This is a genomic window from Roseomonas gilardii subsp. gilardii, assembly GCF_023078375.1.
GTDB classification, from domain to species: domain Bacteria; phylum Pseudomonadota; class Alphaproteobacteria; order Acetobacterales; family Acetobacteraceae; genus Roseomonas; species Roseomonas gilardii.
The window spans coordinates 3,543,800-3,564,339 of sequence record NZ_CP095554.1 but is presented as its reverse complement, the minus strand read 5'-3'; the positions used below and the strand labels follow the sequence as shown (position 1 = coordinate 3,564,339).

Sequence of the window (20,540 nt, the reverse complement as noted above, 5' to 3'; positions counted from 1 at the left end):
CGGCGGACCCTCCGCCGGCGCCGTCCCGGTTTCCGTCCCCCCATGCCTCCGCTGCCCCCCGAGGCCGGGACCTGGTGCGCCGCGGCCCGCCCTGAGAGCCCGGTCGCGGCCGGACATGCCGCTCACCCAGCCATGACGAGGCGGCGGAAGAGCGGCACGGCCCGGACCAGTTCCGCCAGCGGGACGTGTTCCCCCGGGCTGTGCGCCACGGTGATCGTGCCCGGCCCCAGCACGAGGCAGGGCGCCAGGGCCTGGAGTTCCGTCGCGTCGGTGCCATAGGCCGCTGTGCGCGGCGCCTGGCCGGTCTCGCGCACCGCCATTGCCACCAGCGGATGATCCTCGGGCAGTTCCGGCGCGCCCGGATCGGCCTGGATTTCCAGCGCCAGCCCGGCCCGGTCCGCCGCCGCCTGCACCGCCGCCACGACCGGGGTGGGATCGATGCTGCGGGAATAGCGGAACTTGATGCGCGCGGTGGCGAGCGGGACGGTGACGTTCACCGCCGTGCCATGGTTGTCGAGCAGCAGGTTGAAGTCGGAGAAGGGCGGGTCATAGGCCGGGTCCTGCAGCGCCGGGTCGCTCCGCAGCCGGGCGAAGACCTCCCGCATCTCCGCCAGGAAGGGGATCAGCGCCCAGTTCGCGTTCACTCCCAGGGCGCCGGAGGAATGCGCCTGGATGCCCCGGGCCGTCGCGGTGAACATGACATTGGCGCGGTGCCCGCGCACGGGGACGAGGCCGGTCGGCTCCGCCACCACGATCCCGCGCGGCGCCGCGCGCCGGGCCAGGTCCGAGCGCTGCGCCACGATGCGGGCGCCCTGCTTGGTGGTCTCCTCGTCGGTGGTCAGCAGCAGGGTCACGGGGATATCGGCCGGCAGGCCGCGCGCCGCGACCACGATGGCGGCCACGGGGCCCTTCATGTCGGCGGCCCCCAGCCCGTGCAGGATGCCGGCATCGTCCACCCGGCCGGACCAGGGGTCTTCCGTCCAGCCGGTTTCCGGCACCGTGTCCATATGGCCGGACAAAGCGAGGCCGCCGCCCGAGAGCGGGCCGCGATGCGCCACCAGGGCGCGCTTGGCCACACCCGCGGCATCCGTGTAGTCCAGCCGCTCGATCTCGAAGCCGGGCAGCTCGGCCTCCAGCCGCTCGGCGACGGGCAGGTTGGTGAGGCTGGAGCGGCTGTCGATCCGCACCAGGTCGCGGGCGAGGGCGGCTACGGCTTCGGCGTCGGTCATGCGCGTTTCCTGTTGCTTCGGCTCCGTCCCTGTCTCGCGCCCGTGCCGGCACAAGGCAAGGGGCCTTGCCTGGAGGCGGAGGGCGCGCGAGGCTCCGCGCCCCATGAGCATCCCCGCCTATCTCGACCCCCGTTCCGGCCAGCGCTGGCCGCTGGAACTGCCGCGCTGGTGCGGCGACGACGGACAGCCGCTGTTCCTGACCGACCTGCCCGGCATCGGGCGCGACGACATCGCGCGCGGCGAGCGTTCGGTCTGGCGCTACGCCGCCGCGCTGCCCTTCCGCCCGGCCTCGCCGATCACCCTGGGCGAAGGTTGCACGCCGATGCTGGAGCGCCGCCTCGGTGCCGGACCCCAGGGTGGCACGGCGCTGGTGAAGTGCGAGTGGTTCATGCCGACCTCCTCCTTCAAGGACCGCGGCGCCTCGGTGATGCTCTCGCTGCTGCGGGAGCAGGGGATCGGCGCGGTGCTGGAGGATTCCTCCGGCAATGGCGGCGCGGCCATCGCCACCTATGCGGCGGCGGGCGGTATGCGGGCGCGCATCCTGGTGCCGGAATCGACCTCCCCGGCCAAGACGGTGCAGTCCCGCGCCGCCGGGGCCGAGATCCAGCTCGTGCCCGGCACGCGCCAGGACTGCGCCGACGAGGCGCTGCGCCAGGGGCGGGAGCGCGAGTCCGGCAGTTTCTACGCCTCGCACAACTGGCACCCCTTCTTCCTGCACGGCACCAAGACCCTGGCCTATGAGCTGTGGGAGGATCTCGGCTTCCAGGCGCCGGACAATATCGTGATCCCCTGCGGCGCCGGCTCCAACGTGCTGGGCTGCTGGATCGGCTTCGCGGAGCTGCTGCGCGCCGGGCAGATCGCGCGGATGCCGCGCCTCTTCGCGGCGCAGCCGGCGAATTGCGCGCCGATCGCCCGCGCCGCGCTCGGCGCGCCGCCGGCGGAGCCGCGCCCCACTATTGCCGAGGGCACCGCCATCGCCACGCCGATCCGCCTGCCGGAAGTCCTGGCGGCCCTGCGCGAAACGCATGGCGGCGCCGTCATGCTGGAGGAAGGCGAGATCGCCCGGGCCACGCTCGATCTGGCGGGGCAGGGCCTCTATGCCGAGCCGACCAGCGCACAGGCGGCGGCCGCCTTCGGCCGGCTGCTGCGGGATGGGCGCATCGGTGCGGCGGACCGCACGGTGGTGGTACTGACCGGCACGGGGGTAAAGGCCACGCCACGCATCGCGGAACTGCTCGGCCTCTCCGTTTGAGCCGGCAGATGGAATCACGGTAACCGGGCGGACAGGAAACGCCCGGCACTCCTCTATATATCATGGGCGTCAGCAGCCCGGTCGCTTCTCCGGAGGCCGTTCTTCGTTCCGGCCGGGACGGACTCTCGGAGATTTGCCGCCCATGCTCAGGCGCTGGTTGTCCCTTCTCTACGTGCAGGTCCTCATCGCCATCGTGCTTGGCGTGGTGGTCGGCGCCCTCTGGCCGCAGACGGGTGCGGCGATGAAGCCGCTGGGCGACGGCTTCGTGAAGCTGATCAAGCTGGTGATCGCCCCGGTGGTCTTCTGCACCGTGGTGCATGGCATCGCCTCGGTGAACGACGCGCGCTCGGTGGGCCGCGTCGGTATCAAGGCGCTGTTCTACTTCGAGGTGATCTCGACCTTCGCCCTGGTGATCGGCCTTTTCGTGGCCAAGATTTTCGGCACCGGCAGCGGTTTCGACATCGACCCGGCGCAGCTCAACGCCAGTGCCATCCAGGCCTATGCCCAGCAGGCGGCCAAGGACAGCGTCGCGGCGCATCTGATGGCGATCATCCCCGACACCTTCATCGGCGCCTTCGCCAATGGCGACCTGTTGCAGGTGCTGCTGCTGGCCGTGCTGACCGGCTTCGCCATCAACGCCCTGCCGGAACGCATCCGTACGCCCACCGCCGGCGCCATCGACGGCATGGCGCGCGTCTTCTTCGGCATCGTCGCGATCGTGGTGAAGGTGGCGCCGATCGGCGCCTTCGGCGCCATGGCCTTCACCATCGGCGCCTATGGCATCCGCTCGCTGCTGCAACTGGGCGAGCTGGTGGGGACCTTCTACATCACCTCGGCGCTCTTCGTGCTGATCGTGCTGGGCTTCGTCGGCTGGCTCTGCGGCTTCTCGATCCTGCGCTTCATCAACTACATCCGCGAGGAACTGCTGATCGTCCTCGGCACCTCCAGCAGCGAGAGCGTGCTGCCGCAGATCATGCGCAAGATGGAGGCGCTGGGCTGCCCGCCGAAGGTGGTCGGCATCACCGTGCCGCTCGGCTACAGCTTCAACCTCGACGGCACCAACATCTACATGACGCTGGCCACGATGTTCCTGGCCAATGCCACCAACACCCATCTGAGCTGGGGGCAGGAGCTGACCATCCTGCTGGTGGCGATGCTGACCTCCAAGGGCGCCTCGGGCGTGACCGGCGCGGGCTTCATCACCCTGGCGGCCACGCTGTCGGTCATCCCGGACATTCCCATCCAGGCGCTCGCCGTGCTGGTGGGCATCGACAAGTTCATGAGCGAGGTTCGCGCCCTGACCAACCTTGTCGGCAATGGCGTGGCCTGTGTCGCGGTCAGCCGCTGGGAGGGCGAACTGGACCCGGTGCGGCTGCGCCAGGCCCTGCATGGTGTCCCTATCGCGGGTATCGGGACGGAGGAGCGCGAGACCGTGCCGCTGCCGGACCGCGATGGGATGCGCCGCCCGGCGGAGTGAGGGCAGCCGGCTCGGCACCCCCGCCATGGCGCGGGTGCCACCGTGCCGGCCCGGGCCTCCCTCCACGACGAAGGGCCGCCGGGGACATCCGGCGGCCCTTCGCGTATCCTTCCGGGGATTTGATCCGGACCGGAGAAATCCTCTTTCCGCCACATTGTGTCCGGAAACGCAGCCCCGCCACCCTTGTTTAGCTATTTTCCGGTGAGAAGGGCGATCCAGACCCGCTCGGACAAGGATGGAATGGCGCAGGACAGCAAGGAGAGAGCCCGCTTCTACCGGGAGACGCTGCAGGCGTCCCGCGAAGGCGGCGTGAGATTTGCCCAGGAAATCCTGTCGGACATGGGCCGGGGGGAGATGACGAAGGCTCTCGCCCAGGCCATGGTCGGGGTCCGGGGACATCTGGCCGAGGCGCTGGGCTGCACGCCGCCCGAGGTGGTGGATTGCGCCGAGGCCTTCACCGAGGCTGCCGTCCTGGAATGGACGCGCATCCGGGCCGCCATGGGAAGCATGCGGAGCGGACTGGCCTGATCCCTCCCGGGGGCCATGCGGCAACCTGCGAGGCCGGGCGGAGAACCCGCCCTGGCCCCCTGCCAGGGAGCGGAATCCGCTCCCTGGAGCCCATTCAGGGCAGGGCGTAGGCGATCACGTAGTCGCCCCGCTGCGGCGACTGGCGGGCACCGCCGGCGGTGATGACGACGTACTGCTTGCCCGTCTTCGGCGAGACATAGGTCATCGGCCCGCCCTGGCTGCCCACCGGCAGGCGGCTCTTCCAGATCTCCCGGCCCGTGCGGCTGTCATAGGCACGCAGGTAGAAATCCTGGGTCCCGGCGAAGAAGAGCAGGCCGGACTGGGTGGCCAGCGAGGGGCCCAGCGTCGGCATGCCGATGGGGATCGGCAGGCCCATGCGGAGGCCCAGCGGCCCGGTATCCTCCACCGTGCCGACGGGCACCTGCCAGACCAGCTTGCGGGTCTTCAGGTCGATCGCCGACATCGTGCCGAAGGGCGGCTTCTGGCAGGGGATGCCGAGCTGCGACAGGAAGCGGACGCGCATGGCGCCGAAGGGCGTGCCCTCCTGCGGCACGACGCCCATCTCGATGCCGCTCGCCCCGGCCGGGATCTTCTCCCGCGGGATCATGTAGTTCGCGAGGCCCAGCCGCATGTCGTTGACGAACATGTAGCTGGTGGTCGGATCGATCGACACGCTGCCCCAGTTCATCCCGCCCAGCGAGCCGGGGAACTGCAGGGCCGGGTCGAGGCCCGGCGGGGTATAGACGCCCTCGTGGCGCATCTCCTTGAACTGGATGCGGCAGAGGAGCTGGTCGAAGGGGGTGGCGCCCCACATGTCGGCCTCGGTCAGCGTCTGGTTGCCGATCGAGGGCATGCCGACCGAGAAGGGCTGCGTCGGCGAATAGCGCTCGCCCGGCACATGGCCCTGCGGCACCGGGAGGTTCCGCACCTCGGCGATCGGCGTGCCCGTCTCCCGGTTCAGCAGGAAGATCTCGCCCTGCTTGGTCACCTGCGCCAGGGCCGGCACGCTGCCGCCCTGGCCGTCGGGGATGTCATAGAGCGCCGGCTGGGCCGGCACGTCGAAATCCCACAGGTCGTGATGCGTGGTCTGGAAGGACCAGCGCACGCGGCCGGTGGCGGCATCCACCGCGACGATGGAGGAGCTGTACTTGTCGTCCAGCTCCGTCCGCCCGCCGCCGAAGAAGTCGGGCGTGGCATTGCCGGTGGGCAGGTAGATCAGCCCCAGCTTCGGGTCATAGGACATGGCCGACCACACGTTCGGCGTGCCACGCGTATAGGTCTGGCCGTCCGGCGGCAGGGTTGTGATCGACGGGTTGCCCGGGTCCCAGGCCCAGATCAGCTCGCCGCTCATCGCGTCATAGGCGCGAACCACGCCCGGCGGCTCGCCGGTCGAGTAGTTGTCGGCGACGCGGCCGCCCACCAGCACGAGATGCCCCGCCACCAGCGGCGTGGAGGTCTGCTGGTAGTAGCCGGGCTTCACCTCGCCCATGCCGATGGTCAGGTCCACCGTGCCCGCCTGGCCGAAGCCGGTGCAGGGCTGGCCGGTCGCGGCATCGATGGCGATCAGCCGTGCATCGATGGTCGGCAGGAAGAGGCGGCGGGTGCAGGTGGCGGTACCGTTCGCGATCGCAGCGGCGGGGATGGACGGGTCGGTCGTGGCGTCGAAATAGCCGAGGCCGCGGCAGCGCTGCCAGTTCGGGGAACTGCCCTTCGGGTCGAAGCGCCAGCGCTCGGCGCCGCTGTCCACGTCGAGGGCGATGACCTTGCCATAGGCGGTGCAGACATAGAGCGTGTCGCCGATCTGCAGCGGGGTGTTCTGGTCCTCGGCGCCGGACCCGTTGCTCACCGGCAGGTCGCCCGTATGAGCGGTCCAGGCCACCTTGAGCTGGCCGATATTGGCCGGCGTGATCTGGTCGAGCGCCGCGAAGCGCGTGCCCGCCGTGGTGTTGCCCCAGTGGCGCCAGTCCTTCTGCGCCTGTCCGGGTGAGACCGGCGGCGGCGCGGCGGCGGTCTCGGTTGGCGCGGTCACCGATTTCGGCGAGAAGGCGCTGACCGCCGTCGCGATCACGGCGAGGGCCAGCACCCCCGCCACCGCGAAACCGCCGCGCCCACCAATGCGGCCCTGGGCGCGCAGCAGCAGCGGGTAGGTGAGCGCCACCAGCACCCCCGCGATGCCCAGGGCGAAGAGGCGCGAGACCAGGGCCCAGAAATCGAGCCCCGCTTCCCAGAAGGCCCAGGGAATGCTGGCCAGGAGCACCAAGCCGAAGATCCAGGCACCGGCGGGGCGGCGCATCGCGACGAGGAAGCCCGAGGCGAGCAGGGCAAGGCCGGCGAGGAGGAAGTACCAACTGCCGCCCAGCCAGATCAGATAGGCACCGCCGCCGCCAAGAAAGAGGCCGGCGAGGATGAGGGCGACCCCCAGCACATAGAGCCAGAGCCGGGCCGCGAGGCCGGGTGTCCTATCGGGAGCATCCATGCAGGGAGATCCTGTTGCGAGGAATTTGCATCAGCCGGCGCGCTATCACAGGGAAAGCCGAGGACCAAGAAATGGACTGTTTCGGGATAAAAATGTAATATGCTGTCGAGGATGTGATCCAGTGCGCGCCAAGCTCTCGGGAACCAGGACGGGCCATTGATCGCAAACCGAAAATGCCCAGTCCCGAGGAATGAGCGCATCGGTCCCGAAGCCCGCGATGTCTTCCCGTACACCCTCTCGTGCATGGCAAGGTTGCCAGCATGGCATGATGGCACCTGGCCGGAGCCAGAGGCTGGAATCGATACCGCCCCGGCGCCATGCCTTTCCCCCGGGACTTGGCCTCTCGCGGGCAGCGCCAGAGAATGGCTGCCTGTTCCGGAGAGGGGATTCCCATGGCCATCACCGTGGAGCGGGCGGATTACGGAGACCCGGTCCAGGCCGGAGCGATTGCCCGCCTGATGGAGGAATACGCCCTGGACCCGATGGGGGGCGGCAAGCCCCTGCCGGAGGGTGTCGCGGAGCGTCTCGCCGCGGAACTGGCCCGGCGGCCCCAGGCCCTGACCCTGCTGGCCTATGCCAGGGGCGAGGCGGCGGGGCTGCTGAACGCCTTCGAAGGTTTCTCCACCTTCGCCGGCCGGCCCCTGCTGAACCTGCACGATGTGGTGGTGGCCCGCCGCTTCCGGGGGCAGGGGATCAGCCGCCTGCTGCTGGCCGAGGCCGAGCGGATCGCGCGGGAGCGGGGCTGCTGCAAGATCACGCTGGAGGTGCTGGAAGGGAACCAAGCGGCCCGGGCTGCCTATGAGAAGGCCGGCTTCGGCGCCTATGTGCTGGACCCCACCGCCGGCCGGGCGCTGTTCTGGCAGAAGCCGCTATAGGGTTCCGGCGCCTACCCTATTCCGCCGCCACCACGCTGATCTCGCGGCGCACCTCGCCGCGCCCGCCGCCGGCGCAGAGCAGCGACAGGCCCAGCAGCACCGCGACCAGCGGCAGCACCAGCACGGCATAGCCGGCATCCAGCAGCATGCCCACCGGCACGGGGATCAGCGCGCTGCCCAGCGGCAGGCCGGAGGAGATGAAGCCGAAGACCTTGCCGATCTGCCCGGGCGGCGAGGCTTCCTTCACCATCACGTCGCGCGGGGTGCGGGAGGCACCGAGCGCCGTGCCGGCGGCCACCACGACGATGGGCTGCAGGATCTCCGGCAGCGGCAGGGCGCCGAGCAGGAGGAGCAGCGCCATGGAAAGCAGGGTCAGGCCCACCACGAAGACCAGATGCCGGCGCGAACGGTCGGCATACCACCCGCCCAGCAGCACGCCGGCCGAATTGCCGATCATGTATCCGGTCAGCGCCCAGGAGGCGACTTCCAGCGGCGTGCCCCAGATCTGCCCCAGCACCGGGATCAGAAAGGACTGGATGCCGGAGGTGGCCATGGAGGAGAGCAGGAAGAAGGCGAAGAAGAGCAGCATCGGCCGCGACAGCAGCAGGTTGCCGCCCGCCTGTCCGGCGGCGCGTGTGGCCCGCGGCTTCACCTGGTCCACCAGGATGCGGGACTGCCACAGGATCGCCGCCACCACCGGCACGCCGAGCAGCCCGAGCAGGATCAGCGCGGCCCGCCAGCCGATGAGGTCCGACAGCGCCAGCACCACCACCGGCGCCAGGGCGAAGCCGAGATTGCCGGTGAAGGTGTGCAGCGAGAAGGCGCGGCCCATGCGGCGGCCGCTGACGCTGCCCGCCAGGATGGCGTAGTCGGCCGGATGGATCACGCTGTTGCCGATGCCCGACAGCAGCGCCAGCAGCAGCACCGCCCAGAAGCCCGGGGCGAATCCCATGGCGGAGATCGAGAGCGCCATCAGCAGCGTGCCGCCCACCAGGAAGGAGCGGGCGCCGTGCCGGTCCACCAGGAAGCCGACCGGTGTCTGCAAGGCGGCGGTGACACCGCTCATCAGCGCCAGCGACAGGCCGAGCGTGGCGTAGGAGACGCCGAATTCATCGCGCCACAGCGGAAACAGCGGCGCCAGGCAGAGCATGTAGAAATGCGACAGGAAATGCCCCGTGCAGATCAGGCCGATGGCGGGCCAGTCCCGGGAAGGCTGGCTGGAGGCGGTGCTTTCCCCCTGCGGGGATTCCGGATGGGCGGACATGTCGCGCGCAAGCTGCGCCGGGGCAGGGTCGAGGTCAACTTGGCGCCGTATCGTCCGTCCCTTCCGGTCCCGCCTCCGGCACCGCGCCGGAATCCGCCCCGGTCAGCGAGTGCCAGCGTTCGATCGGCAGGGGGCGGCCGATCAGCCAGCCCTGGATCTCCTCGCAGCCCTCGGCGCGCAGGGCACGGCTCTGTTCCTCCGTCTCCACCCCCTCGGCTGTGACGGGCAGGCCGAGGCTGTGGGCCAGGGCCAGGGTGCCGCGCACGATAGCCGCGGAGGTCGCATCCTCGGTCATGGTGGCGATGAAGCCGCGGTCGAGCTTCAGCCGGCCGAAGGGGAAGGCGCGCAGTGTCATCAGCGAGGAATAGCCCGTGCCGAAATCGTCCAGGGTGATCCCCACGCCCATGGCGCGCAGCGCGCTCAGCGTGCTCTGCACCTGTCCGACATCGCGCAGCAGCAGGCCCTCGGTGACCTCCAGCTCCAGCCGTTCGGGCGGCAGGCCGGCATCGCGCAGCGCGCGGTGGACCACGGCCACGAGATCCCCCTGCTGCACCTGCACCGGGGACACGTTCACCGCGAGTCGGAGTGGGCGGCTCCAGCGGGCGGCCTCGGCGCAGGCGGTGCGGAGCACCCATTCGCCGATCTCCAGGATGGTGCCCGAACGCTCGGCGGAAGGGATGAAGACATCCGGGGAGAGCAGGCCGCGCTCCGGATGGCGCCAGCGCAGCAGCGCCTCGAAGCCGACGATCCGCGGCGGTGCCTCCGCTTCCCTGGTTTCGCCGGGCGGATCGAGCGCCGCCTGCGGCTGCCAGGCGAGCTCCAACTGCCCCTGCGGCACGGCCTGCCGCAGATCCTGCTCCAGCGAGCGGGCGTCGCGGATCTCGCGGTCCATCTCGAAGGAGAAGCTGGACCAGCCGTTCCGCCCGGCGAGCTTGGTGCGGTAGAGGGCGGTGTCGGCGCATTCCAGCAGCCCGCTGGCATCCGCCGCATCCGTCGGGAAAAGCGCGAGCCCGGCCGAGGCGGAGACGATGCCCTCCCGCCCGTCGCCGAGGTCGTAGCTGCGGCGCAGCAGGGTGATCAGCCGGGTGGCGAGGCGCTGGATCGTCTCGGCGGCGCGGGCCGCATCCTCCGGTAGGCCGGACTGCACGACCACGAACTCGTCCCCGCCCAGCCGCGCCACCAGATCCCCGGGGCGTACGGCGCCCTGGATGCGCTCGGCCACCTGCAGCAGCAACTGGTCCCCGGCCCGGTGGCCCCAGCGGTCATTGATGCTCTTGAACCCGTCCAGGTCCAGATAGAGCACCCCGACCCGCTGCCCCGTCTCGCGCGCCGCGTCGAGGCTTTCCTCCAGATGCGTCTGCAGGCGCCAGCGGTTGGCGAGGCCGGTCAGGGCGTCCTTCTCCGCCAGCCGGCGGACCTGCTCCTCGGCCTCCCGCTCCCGCGTGATGTCCTGCAGCACGCCGCGGATGGCGGCCGGACGGCCCTCCGCATCGCGTTGCAGGCGGAACTCGATCCAGCACCAGGCGGTGGTGCCGTCGGCGCGGCGGATGCGCCTTTCGCTGCGGAGGTTGCGCTCCGGTTCCGCTAGCAGGCGGCGCCAGACCTGCCGCACATCCTTGCGGCCCTCGGGGTCGAGATGGTCGAGGATCCAGGAGAGCGGGCGGACGGGCTGCCGGGGATCGGTGCGGAACAGCCGGTGCACCCCGTCGCTCCAGGTGATGCGGCGCGTCACGAGATCGAGCGAGAACTCCCCGATCCGCGCCACGGCATGGGCGAGGCGGAGATCCCGTTCCGCCTCCACGAGCCGCCGCACCGTGGCGGCGCGCGCCCGGCCATGGCGCCGCAGGGCCAGCGAGATGCCGGTCATGGCCATGGCCAGCACCAGCAGGGCGGCCAGGCCGGCCAGGCTGATCTCCCGCCAACGGCGCATCGTATCCGCCGTGGACAGGTTGACGGTGACGCTGACCCCGAAGGGCGGCACCGGGCTGGTGACCGTCAACCAGTCCTGCCTGCCCCAGTTCGCCAGGTTGGTGGCCATACCGGTCGCAGCGGTGTCGCGCGTGCCGGCGATCCGGTTCAGCAGGCCGGGATCGCCCCGCTGCGCCAGCACGGCCTGGATCGGCCCCTGCTGTTGCAGCCTGACTGCGGAGGGGTGGAGGGCCAGGAGCCCGTCGAAGGATTCCAGCAGTGCCGAGGCCCGCAGGATCATCCCCGCGCTGTTCTGGCCGGAAGCAGCGGGCGGCCGCAGCAGCGCGAGGAAATGGGGCGGCCGGTCCGGTGGCAGGGGGATGAGCCGGGACGGGGGGGGCGACACGGCCGAGGAGGGAGGCGGAGGGGCAGGCAGGGTGCCGAGGGCGCGTTCCAGCTCCGGGGAGCGGAGGGTCGAGGCGATCAGGGCGCCCTGCGGGTCCCGCAGGAAGACCCCGAGCTCCCCCGGCAGCATCTCGCAGCAGCCCATGATCCGCCGCAGCGCGGCGTTGTCCGGCGGTGATTCCTGCGCCGTCAGGCTGGATTGCAGGAGGGAGAGGGCATTGTCCGCGCTGCGCAGGACCTGCTGGACCTGCCCCGCCATGCCCTGCGCGATGACCTTGGCCTCCGCCCGCAGGCTGTCCAGCAACAGGTCACGGACCGCGCTGATCCCCACCCAGGCGCCCACCAGCATGAGCAGCGAGACGACCATGGCCACCCAGGGCATGGCCTCCACCACCAGGCCGCCGGGGGCGGGGGCCGCCATCGCCGACACCGCCTGCGCGCTGGCCGCAGGCAGAAGCCCGGCCCCGTCGCGCAGGACGGAACCGGGCTTCGCTGTTTCTCGGGCTGGCTGGGGCGGTATGGGCCGGATTCCCTCTCGCGTCCTGGCGGGAGGCCCATGCCCCGCATCGTCCCAGGGTGTCAGGAGCCGGGGACGTCAGACCTCCACGACGTCAGACCTCCACGACGTCAGATCTCCGCGACGTCAGACCTCCACGACGTCAGATCTCCGCGACGTCAGATCTCCGCGACGTCAGATTTCGTCATCATAGCTTCCTGAATCGTTCGTATCATAGCCGGTGGCGTCATCCTGTCCCCAACCGGAATCTTGTGACGAAGCCGCGTCATTTTGGCCCCAGCCCGTGTCCTGGGCGCCATAGGCGTCGTTCTGCCCGGCCGGGTCCGTCCAGGGAGAGGAGGCCGGGGTGGCCACGGCATCCTGGCCGAAGGCGCCGCCGGTGGCGTCGTCCACCACATTGGCCGCATGCGCCTCATGGCCGGAGAACATGCCCATCAGCGCATTGCCCAGGACCATGCCGCCCGCCACGCCGGCCGCCGTGGTCAGGGCGGTGCCCAGGAAGCCCGAGCCGCCGCGGCCCGGCTGCAGCATCTGCTGCGGCGCATAGCCGTTCGGCATGGTCATGGGCTGCGGCGGGGGTGACATCGGCTGGGCCGGCATCGGCGGGCGCTGGCCGCCGCCGAACATGCCGCCGAACAGCCCGCCCCGGCTCCCGCCCTGGGCCTGTGCCGCCGCCGCCTGTCGGCGGGTGTTGTCGAGTTCCCATTCCAGCTGCTGGATACGGTTCTGCGCCTGCACCAGCGCGGCCTCCTGCACGAAGGCCGTCTGGGTGATCCGGTAGCGCGCCTCGGGATAGCGGCTGAACAGGTCCTGGATCAGCCGGTCCGCCTCCGGGTCCACGGGCGGGAGGTTGGAGGGCGCCCGGGTCGAGGGCACGCTGCCGCCCCACGGGCTGGCCGGGCGCGGTGCCTGGGCCTCGGCCCCCGAAACGCGCGTGACGTAGTCCGTGATGATGCGACGCTCTTCCTCGGTCATCGTTCCATATGCTCCGATCTGCCGCCGCGGGGCGCATGCGCCCGCCGATGCAGAGAACGCGCAGTTGGACCAGAACGCGGCGGCTTTCAATCCAAATCTAACAAGAAGTTAATGTTTGATACGAAGAGGGCTGCTTTTTCATCCAAGGGCCATCTTCACCCCATCCTCAGCCGGGCGCCGCGCCGGAGATCCGCGGCGGCAGGCCCAGCCGGCCCCATTCGATCGCCGGGCAGCGGTCCATGACGCAAAGCAGACCGGCCGCGCGCGCCCGTTCCGCCGCCGCCTGGTCCACGATACCCAGTTGCAGCCAGACCGCCCGGGCACCGAGCCGGATCGCCTCGTCCACCACGGCGCCGGCATCCTCCGAGCGCCGGAAGACATCCACGAGGTCGAGGGGCGCGGCCTCCTCCAGCCCCGCCACGGAGGCCACGCCATGCAGCGCGCGGCCCGCCAGCAGGGGATTGACCGGCACCGCGTCGTAGCCCCGGTCGAGCAGGAAGCGGAACACGCCGTTCGAGGGCCGGCCCGGCTTGTCCGAGGCGCCCACCACCGCGATCCGCCGGGTGCGCAGCAGCAGGTCGCGCAAGGCCTCGTCGCTCATCCCATCCACGCCCATTCGCCTTTCCTCCATCTTCGTTTCGCCATACCGGTCCCCTATGGAGGTGAACATGCGACGCGCGAACCGGTTCACCCCGCAATCCCCTCCGCCGGGGGGACTCCGGGGATTTCTCCGGCGGCTTCCCGATGGGGCCTGCCGGGTATCCTGGCGCTCGGGCTGCTGGCCACGCTGCTGGTCTGGTGGTGGCCGAACCGCGCGCAACTCGCCGACCTGCCAATGCCGGCGGAGCGGCTGAACAGCGTCTCCTTCGCTCCCTTCCGCACCGGGGACAGCCCCCTGCGCGGGATCTTCCCCGGCGCGGCGGAGGTCGAGAAGGACATGCGCCTGATCGCCCCGCGTGTCCGGGGCATCCGCACCTATGCCAGCATCGAGGGCGACTACGACGTGGCCGCCATCGCCGCGCGCAACGGGCTGAAGCTCTGGCAGGGCGCCTGGCTGAGCGGCATGCTGGCGAACAACGAGCGCGAGGTGGCGCGGCTGATCGAGAGCGCCAACCGGCATCCGGAAACGGTGGAGCGCGTGGTGGTGGGCAACGAGGTGCTGCTGCGCCGCGACCTGCCGCCCGCCGTGCTCATCGGCTATCTCGACCGCGTGCGGGCCGCCGTGCGGCAGCCCGTGACCTATGCCGATGTCTGGGAGTTCTGGCAGCAGTTCCCGGAGGTGGCAAAGCATGTGGACATCGTCACCATCCATATCCTGCCTTACTGGGAGGACGAGCCGCTCGATGTCGAGGCGGCGATCGCCCATACCCGCGACATCGTGCACCGCATGCGCGCGCTCTTCCCCGGCAAGCCCATCGCCATCGGCGAGGTCGGCTGGCCCAGCGCCGGGCGCTGGCGCGAGGGGGCGGTGCCCTCCACGGTGAGCCAGGCGCGCTTCCTGCGGGAATTCGCGGCGCTGAGCCGGGAGGAGGGCTTCGACTACAACGTCATCGAGGCCTTCGACCAGGTCTGGAAGTACAAGAGCGAAGGCACGGTCGGGGCCGCCTGGGGCCTCTGGACCGCCGGCCGGCAACCGAAATTCGCGCTCTCCGGCCCGGTGCGGGAGAATGCGCTCTGGGGCTGGTATGCCGGGGCGGCGGCGCTGCTGGGCCTTGGGCTCCTCGCCGCCACCGCGCGTGCCTTTCCCGCGGCGCCGCGCGCGCCGCTGGCACTGCTGGCCATGGCGCTGGGCAATGCGCTGGCCTTCGCCTGGTGCGGCGGCGTGCCCTATGCCTTCGACGAGCACCTGATGCTGGCGGTCACGGTGAACCTCGCCGGGCAGGCGCTGCTGGCGGCGCTGCTGCTGCGCCGGGCCGGGCAGGTCCTGTCCGGCCTGCCGGTGGAGATGCCCCGCAACGGCGCGCAGGCGACGGCCACGGTGCGGGCCGCGCTGCGCGGGAGGCTGCGATGGCGGGACTGGCGCGGCTTCGCCTTCGACGACCTGTCCTTCGTCTTCCTCTGGACGGCGATGGTGCTGCAACTGCTGCTGCTCTTCGACCCGCGCTACCGCGACTTCCCCTTCCCCACCTTCGCCGTGCCGCTGGTCGCGGTCCTCGCCCGGGCCTGGCTGCGCGACCTGCCCCTGCGCGGCGGCGGCTGGGCGGAAGCCTGGGCGGGTGGCACCCTGGCCCTGGCGGCGCTGGCCAGCGCGTGGCGCGAGGGGCCGCAGAACCTTCAGGCGCTGGGCTGGACGGCCTGCGCCCTGGGCCTCGCTGCCCCGGCCCTGCTGCGCCTGATCCGGCGCGTGGAGGTGCCGGGCCGGAAACCCATCCCCGCCCCGGCCAGGGCGGACTGATAGCGGTTCATACCGGACCGCGAGGGCTCCGGCTTTCGCGGACCGGCCCCGCACGGCCGGTTCAGGCGTTCTTCCGGACGTTCCAGAACAGCGCGTAGGGGGCCTTGAGCGTGCCCGACAGCGTGTCGCGATAGGCCGAGGCCGAGGTCCACTGGCCGATGGGAATATAGGGCAGGGACACGAAGGCCGCCTGCTGGATCTCGCGGCAGATCGCCTGGGCGGTGGCGGTGTCGGGCGCATCCATCCACTGGCCGCGCAAGGCCTCCAGCTTCGGATCGTCCGGCCAGCCGGCCCAGGAGGAAGCCCCGGCGGCGCGCAGCGGATAGGAACTGCCCGGCGTGGCCACGGAGAGCGAGGCCCAGGTGGTGACGAAGCAGTTCCAGCCGCCCTGGTCGATCGGGTCCTTCTTCGCCATGCGGGACAGCATGGTGCCCCAGTCCATCACCTGGAAGTCGATGTTCAGGCCCATCTTGGTGAGCTGGTCCAGCATCACCTGGCTGGCGGCCATGATCTGCGCGAGGTCGGAGGGGGCCATCATCACGATCCGCTCGCCCTTGTAGCCCGCCTCCTTCACCAGCTGCCGGGCGCGGGCGAGGTTGCGCGGCCCGCTGAGCACGGTGAGCCCGGCATCGTTGGCCATCGGACTGCCCACGGGGAAGAAGCCGACCGGGACGTTGCCATAGGCCTTCTCCTCGCCCACGGCGGCGGCCACCACCTCCTCCTGGCTGATCCCGGGCAGCAGGGCCTGACGCAGCTTCGGGTTGTCGAAGGGCGGCAGGAGCTGGTTGAAGCGCAGGATGCCCAGGGCGCCGAAGACGTCGAGCTTGTCCGTCTTCACCCCCGCGCTTTGCCGCAGCATCGGCAGCAGGTCGAGCAGCGGGCGCTCCACCCAGTCCACCTCGCCCCGTTGCAGGGCCGCGGCGGCGGTGGCCGGGTCGGGCTGGGTGATCCAGTCGATCCGGTCGAAATGTGCCTGCTTGCCGCCGCTCATCATGTCCGGCGCCTCCTCGCGGGGCCGGTAGCGGTCGAAGCGGGCATAGCCCGCATGCGCGCCCGTCTGCCACTCATCGGCCAGGAAGCGGTAGGGGCCACTGCCGATCACCTCCTTGATCTGCTGGCTGGCGGGGGTCTTCGCGATCCGCTCGGGCATGACGAAGACGCTGCGCGCGGCGATGGCGAAGAGCAGCAGGCTGAAGGGCTTGCTCAGCGCGAGCTGGAAGCGCCGGTCGTCGAGGGCCTTCGCCTCGGCCAGGATGGCGGCGATGCTCTGGCCGAAGGGGTCCTTCTCCATCCAGCGGCGCAGCGAGGTGACGCAATCCACTGCCCGCACCGGCTCCCCGTCATGGAAAAGCAGGCCCTCGCGCAGGGTGAAGGTCCAGACACGCCGGTCCTCCGAGAGCGTATGCCCCTCGCACATCTGCGGCCGGGGCTGCTGGTCCAGGGTCAGGCCGTAGAGCGTGTCCCAGACCATGTAGCCATGGGTATAGGCCACCACCGCCGCGCTCCAGAGCGGGTCGATGGTGGACAGGTCCACCGAGGGCACGAAGCGGAGCCGGCGAGCCGCGCCGGCCTGCGCCAGCGCGGGGCGTGGGAGGCCGGCCAGCAGGGGAGCGGAAGCCAGACCGGCGGTGGAGGCGAGGAAACTGCGGCGGTGCATCGGCAACTCCTGGAACATCGGGTGCCGAGCAAACCCCGTGCCTGTGAGGCCGGGACCTATTCCGTCCGGAGCCGCGTGGCCGTGGCGGCGTCGCCGATCCAGGCCCAGGCACCCAGCACGGCGCCGAGCAGGCCCCAGCTTGCATTGTAGTTCAACACCGCGATGATCCCGAGCGCCACGGCGGCGGCGCGTGTGACGGCCGGGCCACCGAGGAAGGCCCAGAGGCCGAGCAGCAGGGCGCTGGCGCCCCAGAGCTGCCAGTGCTGCAGCCAGAGCAGGGCGGCGCGGGGGTGGCAGGCCAGGGGGGCCTGCGAAAGGTCCAGGCAAAGCGCTCCCCATTCCCGCGGCTCGACATAGGCATGGCGGTAGATCGCCATGGCCGCGACAGCGAGGACGACGCTGCCCAGGGCGAGCAGGTGATGCGCCAGGGCCTGTCGGGCGGGGGAGGGCAAGAGCGGGACCTTTCCGGAGGATGCTGCCCGCAGCATCGCGCGCGAATATGGCCCGGTTGCGGCGCGCCCCGCCCCGGTCCAGCCATGCCGGGCCGGTGGGAGCACGGCAGGGCAGCGTTTCGTCACCCAAGGTTGCTTGATCCGGGCGCGCCCATGCGCATTCTGGGGGCATGCCTTTGCCCTTTTTCGACCGGCGCCCCCGGGTGGCCGTCATCCGCATGTCCGGCGTCATCGCCGCCCGGGCCACGGGCCTCGGTGGCCCCGGCCTCAGCGCCGCCGGGCTGGCGCCCGTGCTGGAGCGTGCCTTCGGGCTGAAGCGCCTCGCGGGGGTGGTGCTCGCCATCAACTCGCCCGGCGGATCGCCCGTGCAGTCCTCGCTGATCGCGGCGCGGATCGTCCGGCTGGCGGATGAGAAGGACGTGCCGGTGATCGCCTGCATCGAGGATGCCGGGGCCTCCGGCGGCTACTGGATCGCCTGCGCGGCGGACGAGATCGTCTGCGACCCGGCCTCCATCACCGGCTCCATCGGGGTGATCTCCCAGGGCTTCGGCTTCCAGGAGGCGATCGAGCGCCTGGGGGTGGAGCGCCGGGTGATGACGGCGGGGGAGAACAAATCCTTCCTCGACCCTTTCCTGCCTCCCGATCCGGCGCAGCAGAAGCGGCTGCGCGAGCTGCTCGACACGTTGCACGAGGAATTCAAGGACTGGGTCCGCTCCCGCCGGGCCAACCGGCTGAAGGCGCCGGAGGGCGAGATCTTCAGCGGCCGCTTCTGGACGGGGCGGGAGGCCGTGGCGCTCGGCCTCGCCGACCGGCTGGGCGACCTGTACGGGGAGATCGAGCGCCGCTTCGGCAAGGAGACGAAGATCGTCTGGCTGAACGTCCGGCGCCCGCGCTGGCCCTGGCGGCTCTTCTCCGCTGCCGTGGGCGCGACGCTGGAGATCCTGGAGGAACGGTCCGCCCGGGCACGGCTGGGCCTCTGAGGCCCCTCTGCGCCCCCCTGTGGCCTCCCCTATGGCCCGGGCCGGCGAAAGGGCCAGGAGATGTCCAACCCTCGCGCCACAGGAGCGTTGGCCCCTCGGGAAACAATTCGGGGACCAGGCCGGGAAACCGGTATGGCGAACCGACCAAACAACGGAGCGAAGCAATGAGCCTTCCTGTCGCCGGCGAACTGAGGCTGCTTTCCGAGAACGAATACGCGCCGATCCTGCAGAGCCACTACCCGCATCTGGAGGGGCTGTCGCAGGATGAGACCCTCGGCCTGGCCCGCTGGCTGCGCGAGCAGCGCAACCGGTCCCGCGACCTGGTGCGGCAGCGGCGGCGCGCGCGGCGCGGCAAGGGGCCGGGCCCCGCGGAATCGAGCGAGCGTGGGCTGGCGGCGAAGAAGCAGGTTTTCGCCAATGCGCTGCGGCGCGTGAATGCGCGCCTCGACACGCTCAACGCCGAGAAGCGCCGGACCCGCAACGCGGAGCGCCTGCGCGCGGCCCTGCATCGCCGGGAGGCGGCGCCAACGCACCATCCCGGCAGCGGCGCGACGGCGGGCGGGGGAATGAGCCTCACCCGCAACCGGGGCATCCGGGTGAAGGTCGATCCGCGCGAGGTCGGCCGCGTCTCGCAATTCGTGAAGGACGCCCAGGCGCGGAAGGATCGGCGCCGGGCGACCTGACGCCCCCCCCCGGCGGAGGCGGGCGCGGCCTCAGCCGCCGACCTGCCGCATCCAGTCGGCGAGGTTGTAGGCCATGGACAGACGGGCGATCTTCCCGTCGCGGATGGTGAGGAAGGCGCCGGCCGGCAGCACGTAGCGCTGTCCCTGGCCGGCGGCAAGCCCTCGTCGGTGGCGAGGTATTCGCCCTCCACCACGAATTCGGCGGCGGCGCGGTGCCCGGTGGCGTCCAGCATCACGACGATGTCCACCAGCCTTTCGCGGTAGCAACGTTCCATGTGCTTCAGGAAGGCGGCGAAGGCGTCCTTACCGGTCTGCCGCCCGCCCTGGTTGATGTCATGGGCGACATCATCGGCCAGGCAGTCGAGCATGGCCGCCCAGTCGCCGCGGTTGAAGGCGTCGTAATAGGCCAGGATCAGCCGCTCGGAGGCATGGGCCTCGGGCAGGGCGCCCGGGTCCGTCTCCAGGCCCGAAGGGGCATGTGCGGCGGGGGAGGCTGCTGCGGCATGGGCGGGATGGTGCATGGCGGGGGCCTTCCGGTGGGAGGGGGCGGACCTTATGGTGCGCCTGCCATGTCCGCCAAGCCGCCTTCCTTCCAGGAACTGATCCTGCGCCTCCATGCCTATTGGAGCCGCCAGGGTTGCGTCATCCTCCAGCCCTACGACATGTCCGTGGGTGCCGGGACCTTCCACCCCGCCACGACGCTGCGCGCCCTGGGCGCCACGCCGTGGAAGGCCGCCTATGTGCAGCCTTCCCGCCGCCCCTCCGACGGGCGCTATGGCGAGAATCCGAACCGGCTGCAGCACTACTACCAGTACCAGGTCATCATGAAGCCGAGCCCGGAGAACGCGCAGGAGCTCCTGCTCGATTCCTACCGGGAGATCGGCCTGGACCCGCTGAAGCATGATTTCCGCTTCGTGGAGGATGATTGGGAAAGCCCGACGCTGGGCGCCTGGGGCCTGGGCTGGGAGGTCTGGTGCGACGGGATGGAGGTCGGCCAGTTCACCTATTTCCAGCAGGTGGGCGGTATCCCCGTGGTGCATCCGAGCTTCGAGATGACCTATGGGCTGGAGCGCCTGGCCATGTATGTCCAGGACATCGAGAACGTGTACGAGCTGGACTTCAACGGCCAGGGCGTGAAGTACGGCGATGTCTTCCTGCGGGCGGAGCGGGAGTTCAGCGCCTACAACTTCGAATTCGCCGATGTGCCGAGGCTGTTCCAGCACTTCGCCGATGCCGAGGCCGAGTGCAACGCGCTGGCCGACCGGGGCCTCGCCCTGCCGGCCTATGACCAGTGCATCGCCGCCAGCCACCTGTTCAACCTGCTGGATGCGCGCGGCGCGATCAGCGTGACGGAGCGTGCCGCCTATATCGGCCGTGTCCGCGCCCTGGCGAAACGCTGCTGCGAGGGCTGGGTCGCCGGGGATACCCCCGCACGCCCCGAAGTCGGCGGCCTGACCGCCGCTCCCG

General features: G+C 70.8%; 15 protein-coding genes and 2 pseudogenes. 8 read left to right on the top strand and 9 right to left on the bottom strand.

All coding sequences use genetic code 11. The features are described 5' to 3' along the window. Nucleotides 1–122: 122 nt before the first annotated feature. Nucleotides 123–1,229 (bottom strand): M20/M25/M40 family metallo-hydrolase, encoded by a 1,107-nt coding sequence (locus MVG78_RS16425; protein ID WP_247553372.1) that lies wholly within the window; start codon nucleotides 1,227–1,229, stop codon nucleotides 123–125. A 103-nt stretch (nucleotides 1,230–1,332) separates the two neighbouring features. Between MVG78_RS16425 and MVG78_RS16420 the strand changes: the two genes are divergently transcribed. The 3 genes from MVG78_RS16420 to MVG78_RS16410 all read left to right on the top strand — a co-directional run bounded on the left by MVG78_RS16420 (nucleotide 1,333) and on the right by MVG78_RS16410 (nucleotide 4,486). Beyond that, nucleotides 1,333–2,481, top strand: a complete 1,149-nt coding sequence (locus tag MVG78_RS16420) for a threonine synthase (RefSeq protein ID WP_247553360.1) — start codon at nucleotides 1,333–1,335, stop codon at nucleotides 2,479–2,481. A 142-nt stretch (nucleotides 2,482–2,623) separates the two neighbouring features. Beyond that, complete coding sequence (gene dctA, locus MVG78_RS16415) at nucleotides 2,624–3,958, top strand: C4-dicarboxylate transporter DctA (protein WP_247553349.1); 1,335 nt, start codon at nucleotides 2,624–2,626, stop codon at nucleotides 3,956–3,958. 240 nt (nucleotides 3,959–4,198) lie between these two features. Beyond that, entirely contained in the window at nucleotides 4,199–4,486 is a 288-nt protein-coding gene (locus MVG78_RS16410) for a hypothetical protein (RefSeq protein WP_247553337.1), read from the top strand. 94 nt (nucleotides 4,487–4,580) lie between these two features. Here the strand turns inward: MVG78_RS16410 and MVG78_RS16405 are convergent, their stop codons facing one another. Continuing rightward, nucleotides 4,581–6,962, bottom strand: coding sequence for a glucose/quinate/shikimate family membrane-bound PQQ-dependent dehydrogenase (locus MVG78_RS16405; protein ID WP_247553335.1), 2,382 nt, complete (start codon nucleotides 6,960–6,962; stop codon nucleotides 4,581–4,583). A 392-nt stretch (nucleotides 6,963–7,354) separates the two neighbouring features. Between MVG78_RS16405 and MVG78_RS16400 the strand changes: the two genes are divergently transcribed. Continuing rightward, entirely contained in the window at nucleotides 7,355–7,837 is a 483-nt protein-coding gene (locus tag MVG78_RS16400; protein WP_247553333.1) for a GNAT family N-acetyltransferase, read from the top strand. Nucleotides 7,838–7,853: 16 nt separating this feature from the next. On the opposite strand, the gene MVG78_RS16395 is transcribed toward MVG78_RS16400, so the two are convergent. The 4 genes from MVG78_RS16395 to MVG78_RS16380 all read right to left on the bottom strand — a co-directional run bounded on the left by MVG78_RS16395 (nucleotide 7,854) and on the right by MVG78_RS16380 (nucleotide 13,522). Beyond that, on the bottom strand, nucleotides 7,854–9,101 hold the full coding sequence (locus MVG78_RS16395) for an MFS transporter (RefSeq protein WP_247553331.1): 1,248 nt from the start codon (nucleotides 9,099–9,101) through the stop codon (nucleotides 7,854–7,856). Nucleotides 9,102–9,135: 34 nt separating this feature from the next. After that, nucleotides 9,136–11,835, bottom strand: a complete 2,700-nt coding sequence (locus MVG78_RS16390) for a putative bifunctional diguanylate cyclase/phosphodiesterase (protein ID WP_247553330.1) — start codon at nucleotides 11,833–11,835, stop codon at nucleotides 9,136–9,138. 270 nt (nucleotides 11,836–12,105) lie between these two features. Then, nucleotides 12,106–12,906: a DUF2076 domain-containing protein gene (locus tag MVG78_RS16385; RefSeq protein ID WP_247553328.1), complete on the bottom strand. Its 801-nt coding sequence runs from the start codon at nucleotides 12,904–12,906 to the stop codon at nucleotides 12,106–12,108. A 166-nt stretch (nucleotides 12,907–13,072) separates the two neighbouring features. Beyond that, entirely contained in the window at nucleotides 13,073–13,522 is a 450-nt protein-coding gene (locus MVG78_RS16380) for a CoA-binding protein (protein WP_247553326.1), read from the bottom strand. Between the two features lie 219 nt (nucleotides 13,523–13,741). Between MVG78_RS16380 and MVG78_RS16375 the strand changes: the two genes are divergently transcribed. Then, the gene (locus MVG78_RS16375; protein ID WP_247553324.1) at nucleotides 13,742–15,301 is read left to right on the top strand and encodes a glycoside hydrolase family 17 protein; all 1,560 of its coding nucleotides are present in this window, start codon (nucleotides 13,742–13,744) and stop codon (nucleotides 15,299–15,301) included. Nucleotides 15,302–15,362: 61 nt separating this feature from the next. Here MVG78_RS16375 and MVG78_RS16370 read toward each other — a convergent pair whose 3' ends face one another. Next, nucleotides 15,363–16,958, bottom strand: a complete 1,596-nt coding sequence (locus MVG78_RS16370) for an ABC transporter substrate-binding protein (protein WP_247553322.1) — start codon at nucleotides 16,956–16,958, stop codon at nucleotides 15,363–15,365. A gap of 56 nt (nucleotides 16,959–17,014) precedes the next feature. Beyond that, on the bottom strand, nucleotides 17,015–17,410 hold the full coding sequence (locus tag MVG78_RS16365; protein WP_247553321.1) for a hypothetical protein: 396 nt from the start codon (nucleotides 17,408–17,410) through the stop codon (nucleotides 17,015–17,017). A gap of 170 nt (nucleotides 17,411–17,580) precedes the next feature. Between MVG78_RS16365 and MVG78_RS16360 the strand changes: the two genes are divergently transcribed. After that, nucleotides 17,581–18,390: a S49 family peptidase gene (locus tag MVG78_RS16360; protein WP_247553319.1), complete on the top strand. Its 810-nt coding sequence runs from the start codon at nucleotides 17,581–17,583 to the stop codon at nucleotides 18,388–18,390. Nucleotides 18,391–18,554: 164 nt separating this feature from the next. Further along, nucleotides 18,555–19,073, top strand: coding sequence for a hypothetical protein (locus MVG78_RS16355; protein WP_247553317.1), 519 nt, complete (start codon nucleotides 18,555–18,557; stop codon nucleotides 19,071–19,073). Nucleotides 19,074–19,103: 30 nt separating this feature from the next. Here the strand turns inward: MVG78_RS16355 and MVG78_RS16350 are convergent. Continuing rightward, nucleotides 19,104–19,594: pseudogene (locus tag MVG78_RS16350) on the bottom strand (ketosteroid isomerase-related protein). A gap of 48 nt (nucleotides 19,595–19,642) precedes the next feature. On the opposite strand from MVG78_RS16350, the pseudogene MVG78_RS16345 reads away from it, so the two are divergent. Beyond that, nucleotides 19,643–20,497 (top strand): annotated as a pseudogene (locus MVG78_RS16345) (glycine--tRNA ligase subunit alpha); the annotation flags it as partial. Nucleotides 20,498–20,540 lie beyond the last annotated feature (43 nt).

Excerpts from the sequence above, each read along its gene's own strand:
- MVG78_RS16390 (WP_247553330.1), bottom strand. The coding sequence starts at position 11,835 with ATGGCGGCCCCCGCCCCCGGCGGCCTGGTGGTGGAGGCCATGCCCTGG.
- MVG78_RS16355 (WP_247553317.1), top strand. The coding sequence starts at position 18,555 with ATGAGCCTTCCTGTCGCCGGCGAACTGAGGCTGCTTTCCGAGAACGAA.
- MVG78_RS16370 (WP_247553322.1), bottom strand. The coding sequence starts at position 16,958 with ATGCACCGCCGCAGTTTCCTCGCCTCCACCGCCGGTCTGGCTTCCGCT.
- MVG78_RS16400 (WP_247553333.1), top strand. The coding sequence starts at position 7,355 with ATGGCCATCACCGTGGAGCGGGCGGATTACGGAGACCCGGTCCAGGCC.
- MVG78_RS16425 (WP_247553372.1), bottom strand. The coding sequence starts at position 1,229 with ATGACCGACGCCGAAGCCGTAGCCGCCCTCGCCCGCGACCTGGTGCGG.
- MVG78_RS16420 (WP_247553360.1), top strand. The coding sequence starts at position 1,333 with ATGAGCATCCCCGCCTATCTCGACCCCCGTTCCGGCCAGCGCTGGCCG.
- MVG78_RS16385 (WP_247553328.1), bottom strand. The coding sequence starts at position 12,906 with ATGACCGAGGAAGAGCGTCGCATCATCACGGACTACGTCACGCGCGTT.
- MVG78_RS16410 (WP_247553337.1), top strand. The coding sequence starts at position 4,199 with ATGGCGCAGGACAGCAAGGAGAGAGCCCGCTTCTACCGGGAGACGCTG.
- MVG78_RS16405 (WP_247553335.1), bottom strand. The coding sequence starts at position 6,962 with ATGGATGCTCCCGATAGGACACCCGGCCTCGCGGCCCGGCTCTGGCTC.
- MVG78_RS16360 (WP_247553319.1), top strand. The coding sequence starts at position 17,581 with ATGCCTTTGCCCTTTTTCGACCGGCGCCCCCGGGTGGCCGTCATCCGC.
- dctA (WP_247553349.1), top strand. The coding sequence starts at position 2,624 with ATGCTCAGGCGCTGGTTGTCCCTTCTCTACGTGCAGGTCCTCATCGCC.
- MVG78_RS16375 (WP_247553324.1), top strand. The coding sequence starts at position 13,742 with ATGCCGGCGGAGCGGCTGAACAGCGTCTCCTTCGCTCCCTTCCGCACC.
- MVG78_RS16380 (WP_247553326.1), bottom strand. The coding sequence starts at position 13,522 with ATGGGCGTGGATGGGATGAGCGACGAGGCCTTGCGCGACCTGCTGCTG.
- MVG78_RS16395 (WP_247553331.1), bottom strand. The coding sequence starts at position 9,101 with ATGTCCGCCCATCCGGAATCCCCGCAGGGGGAAAGCACCGCCTCCAGC.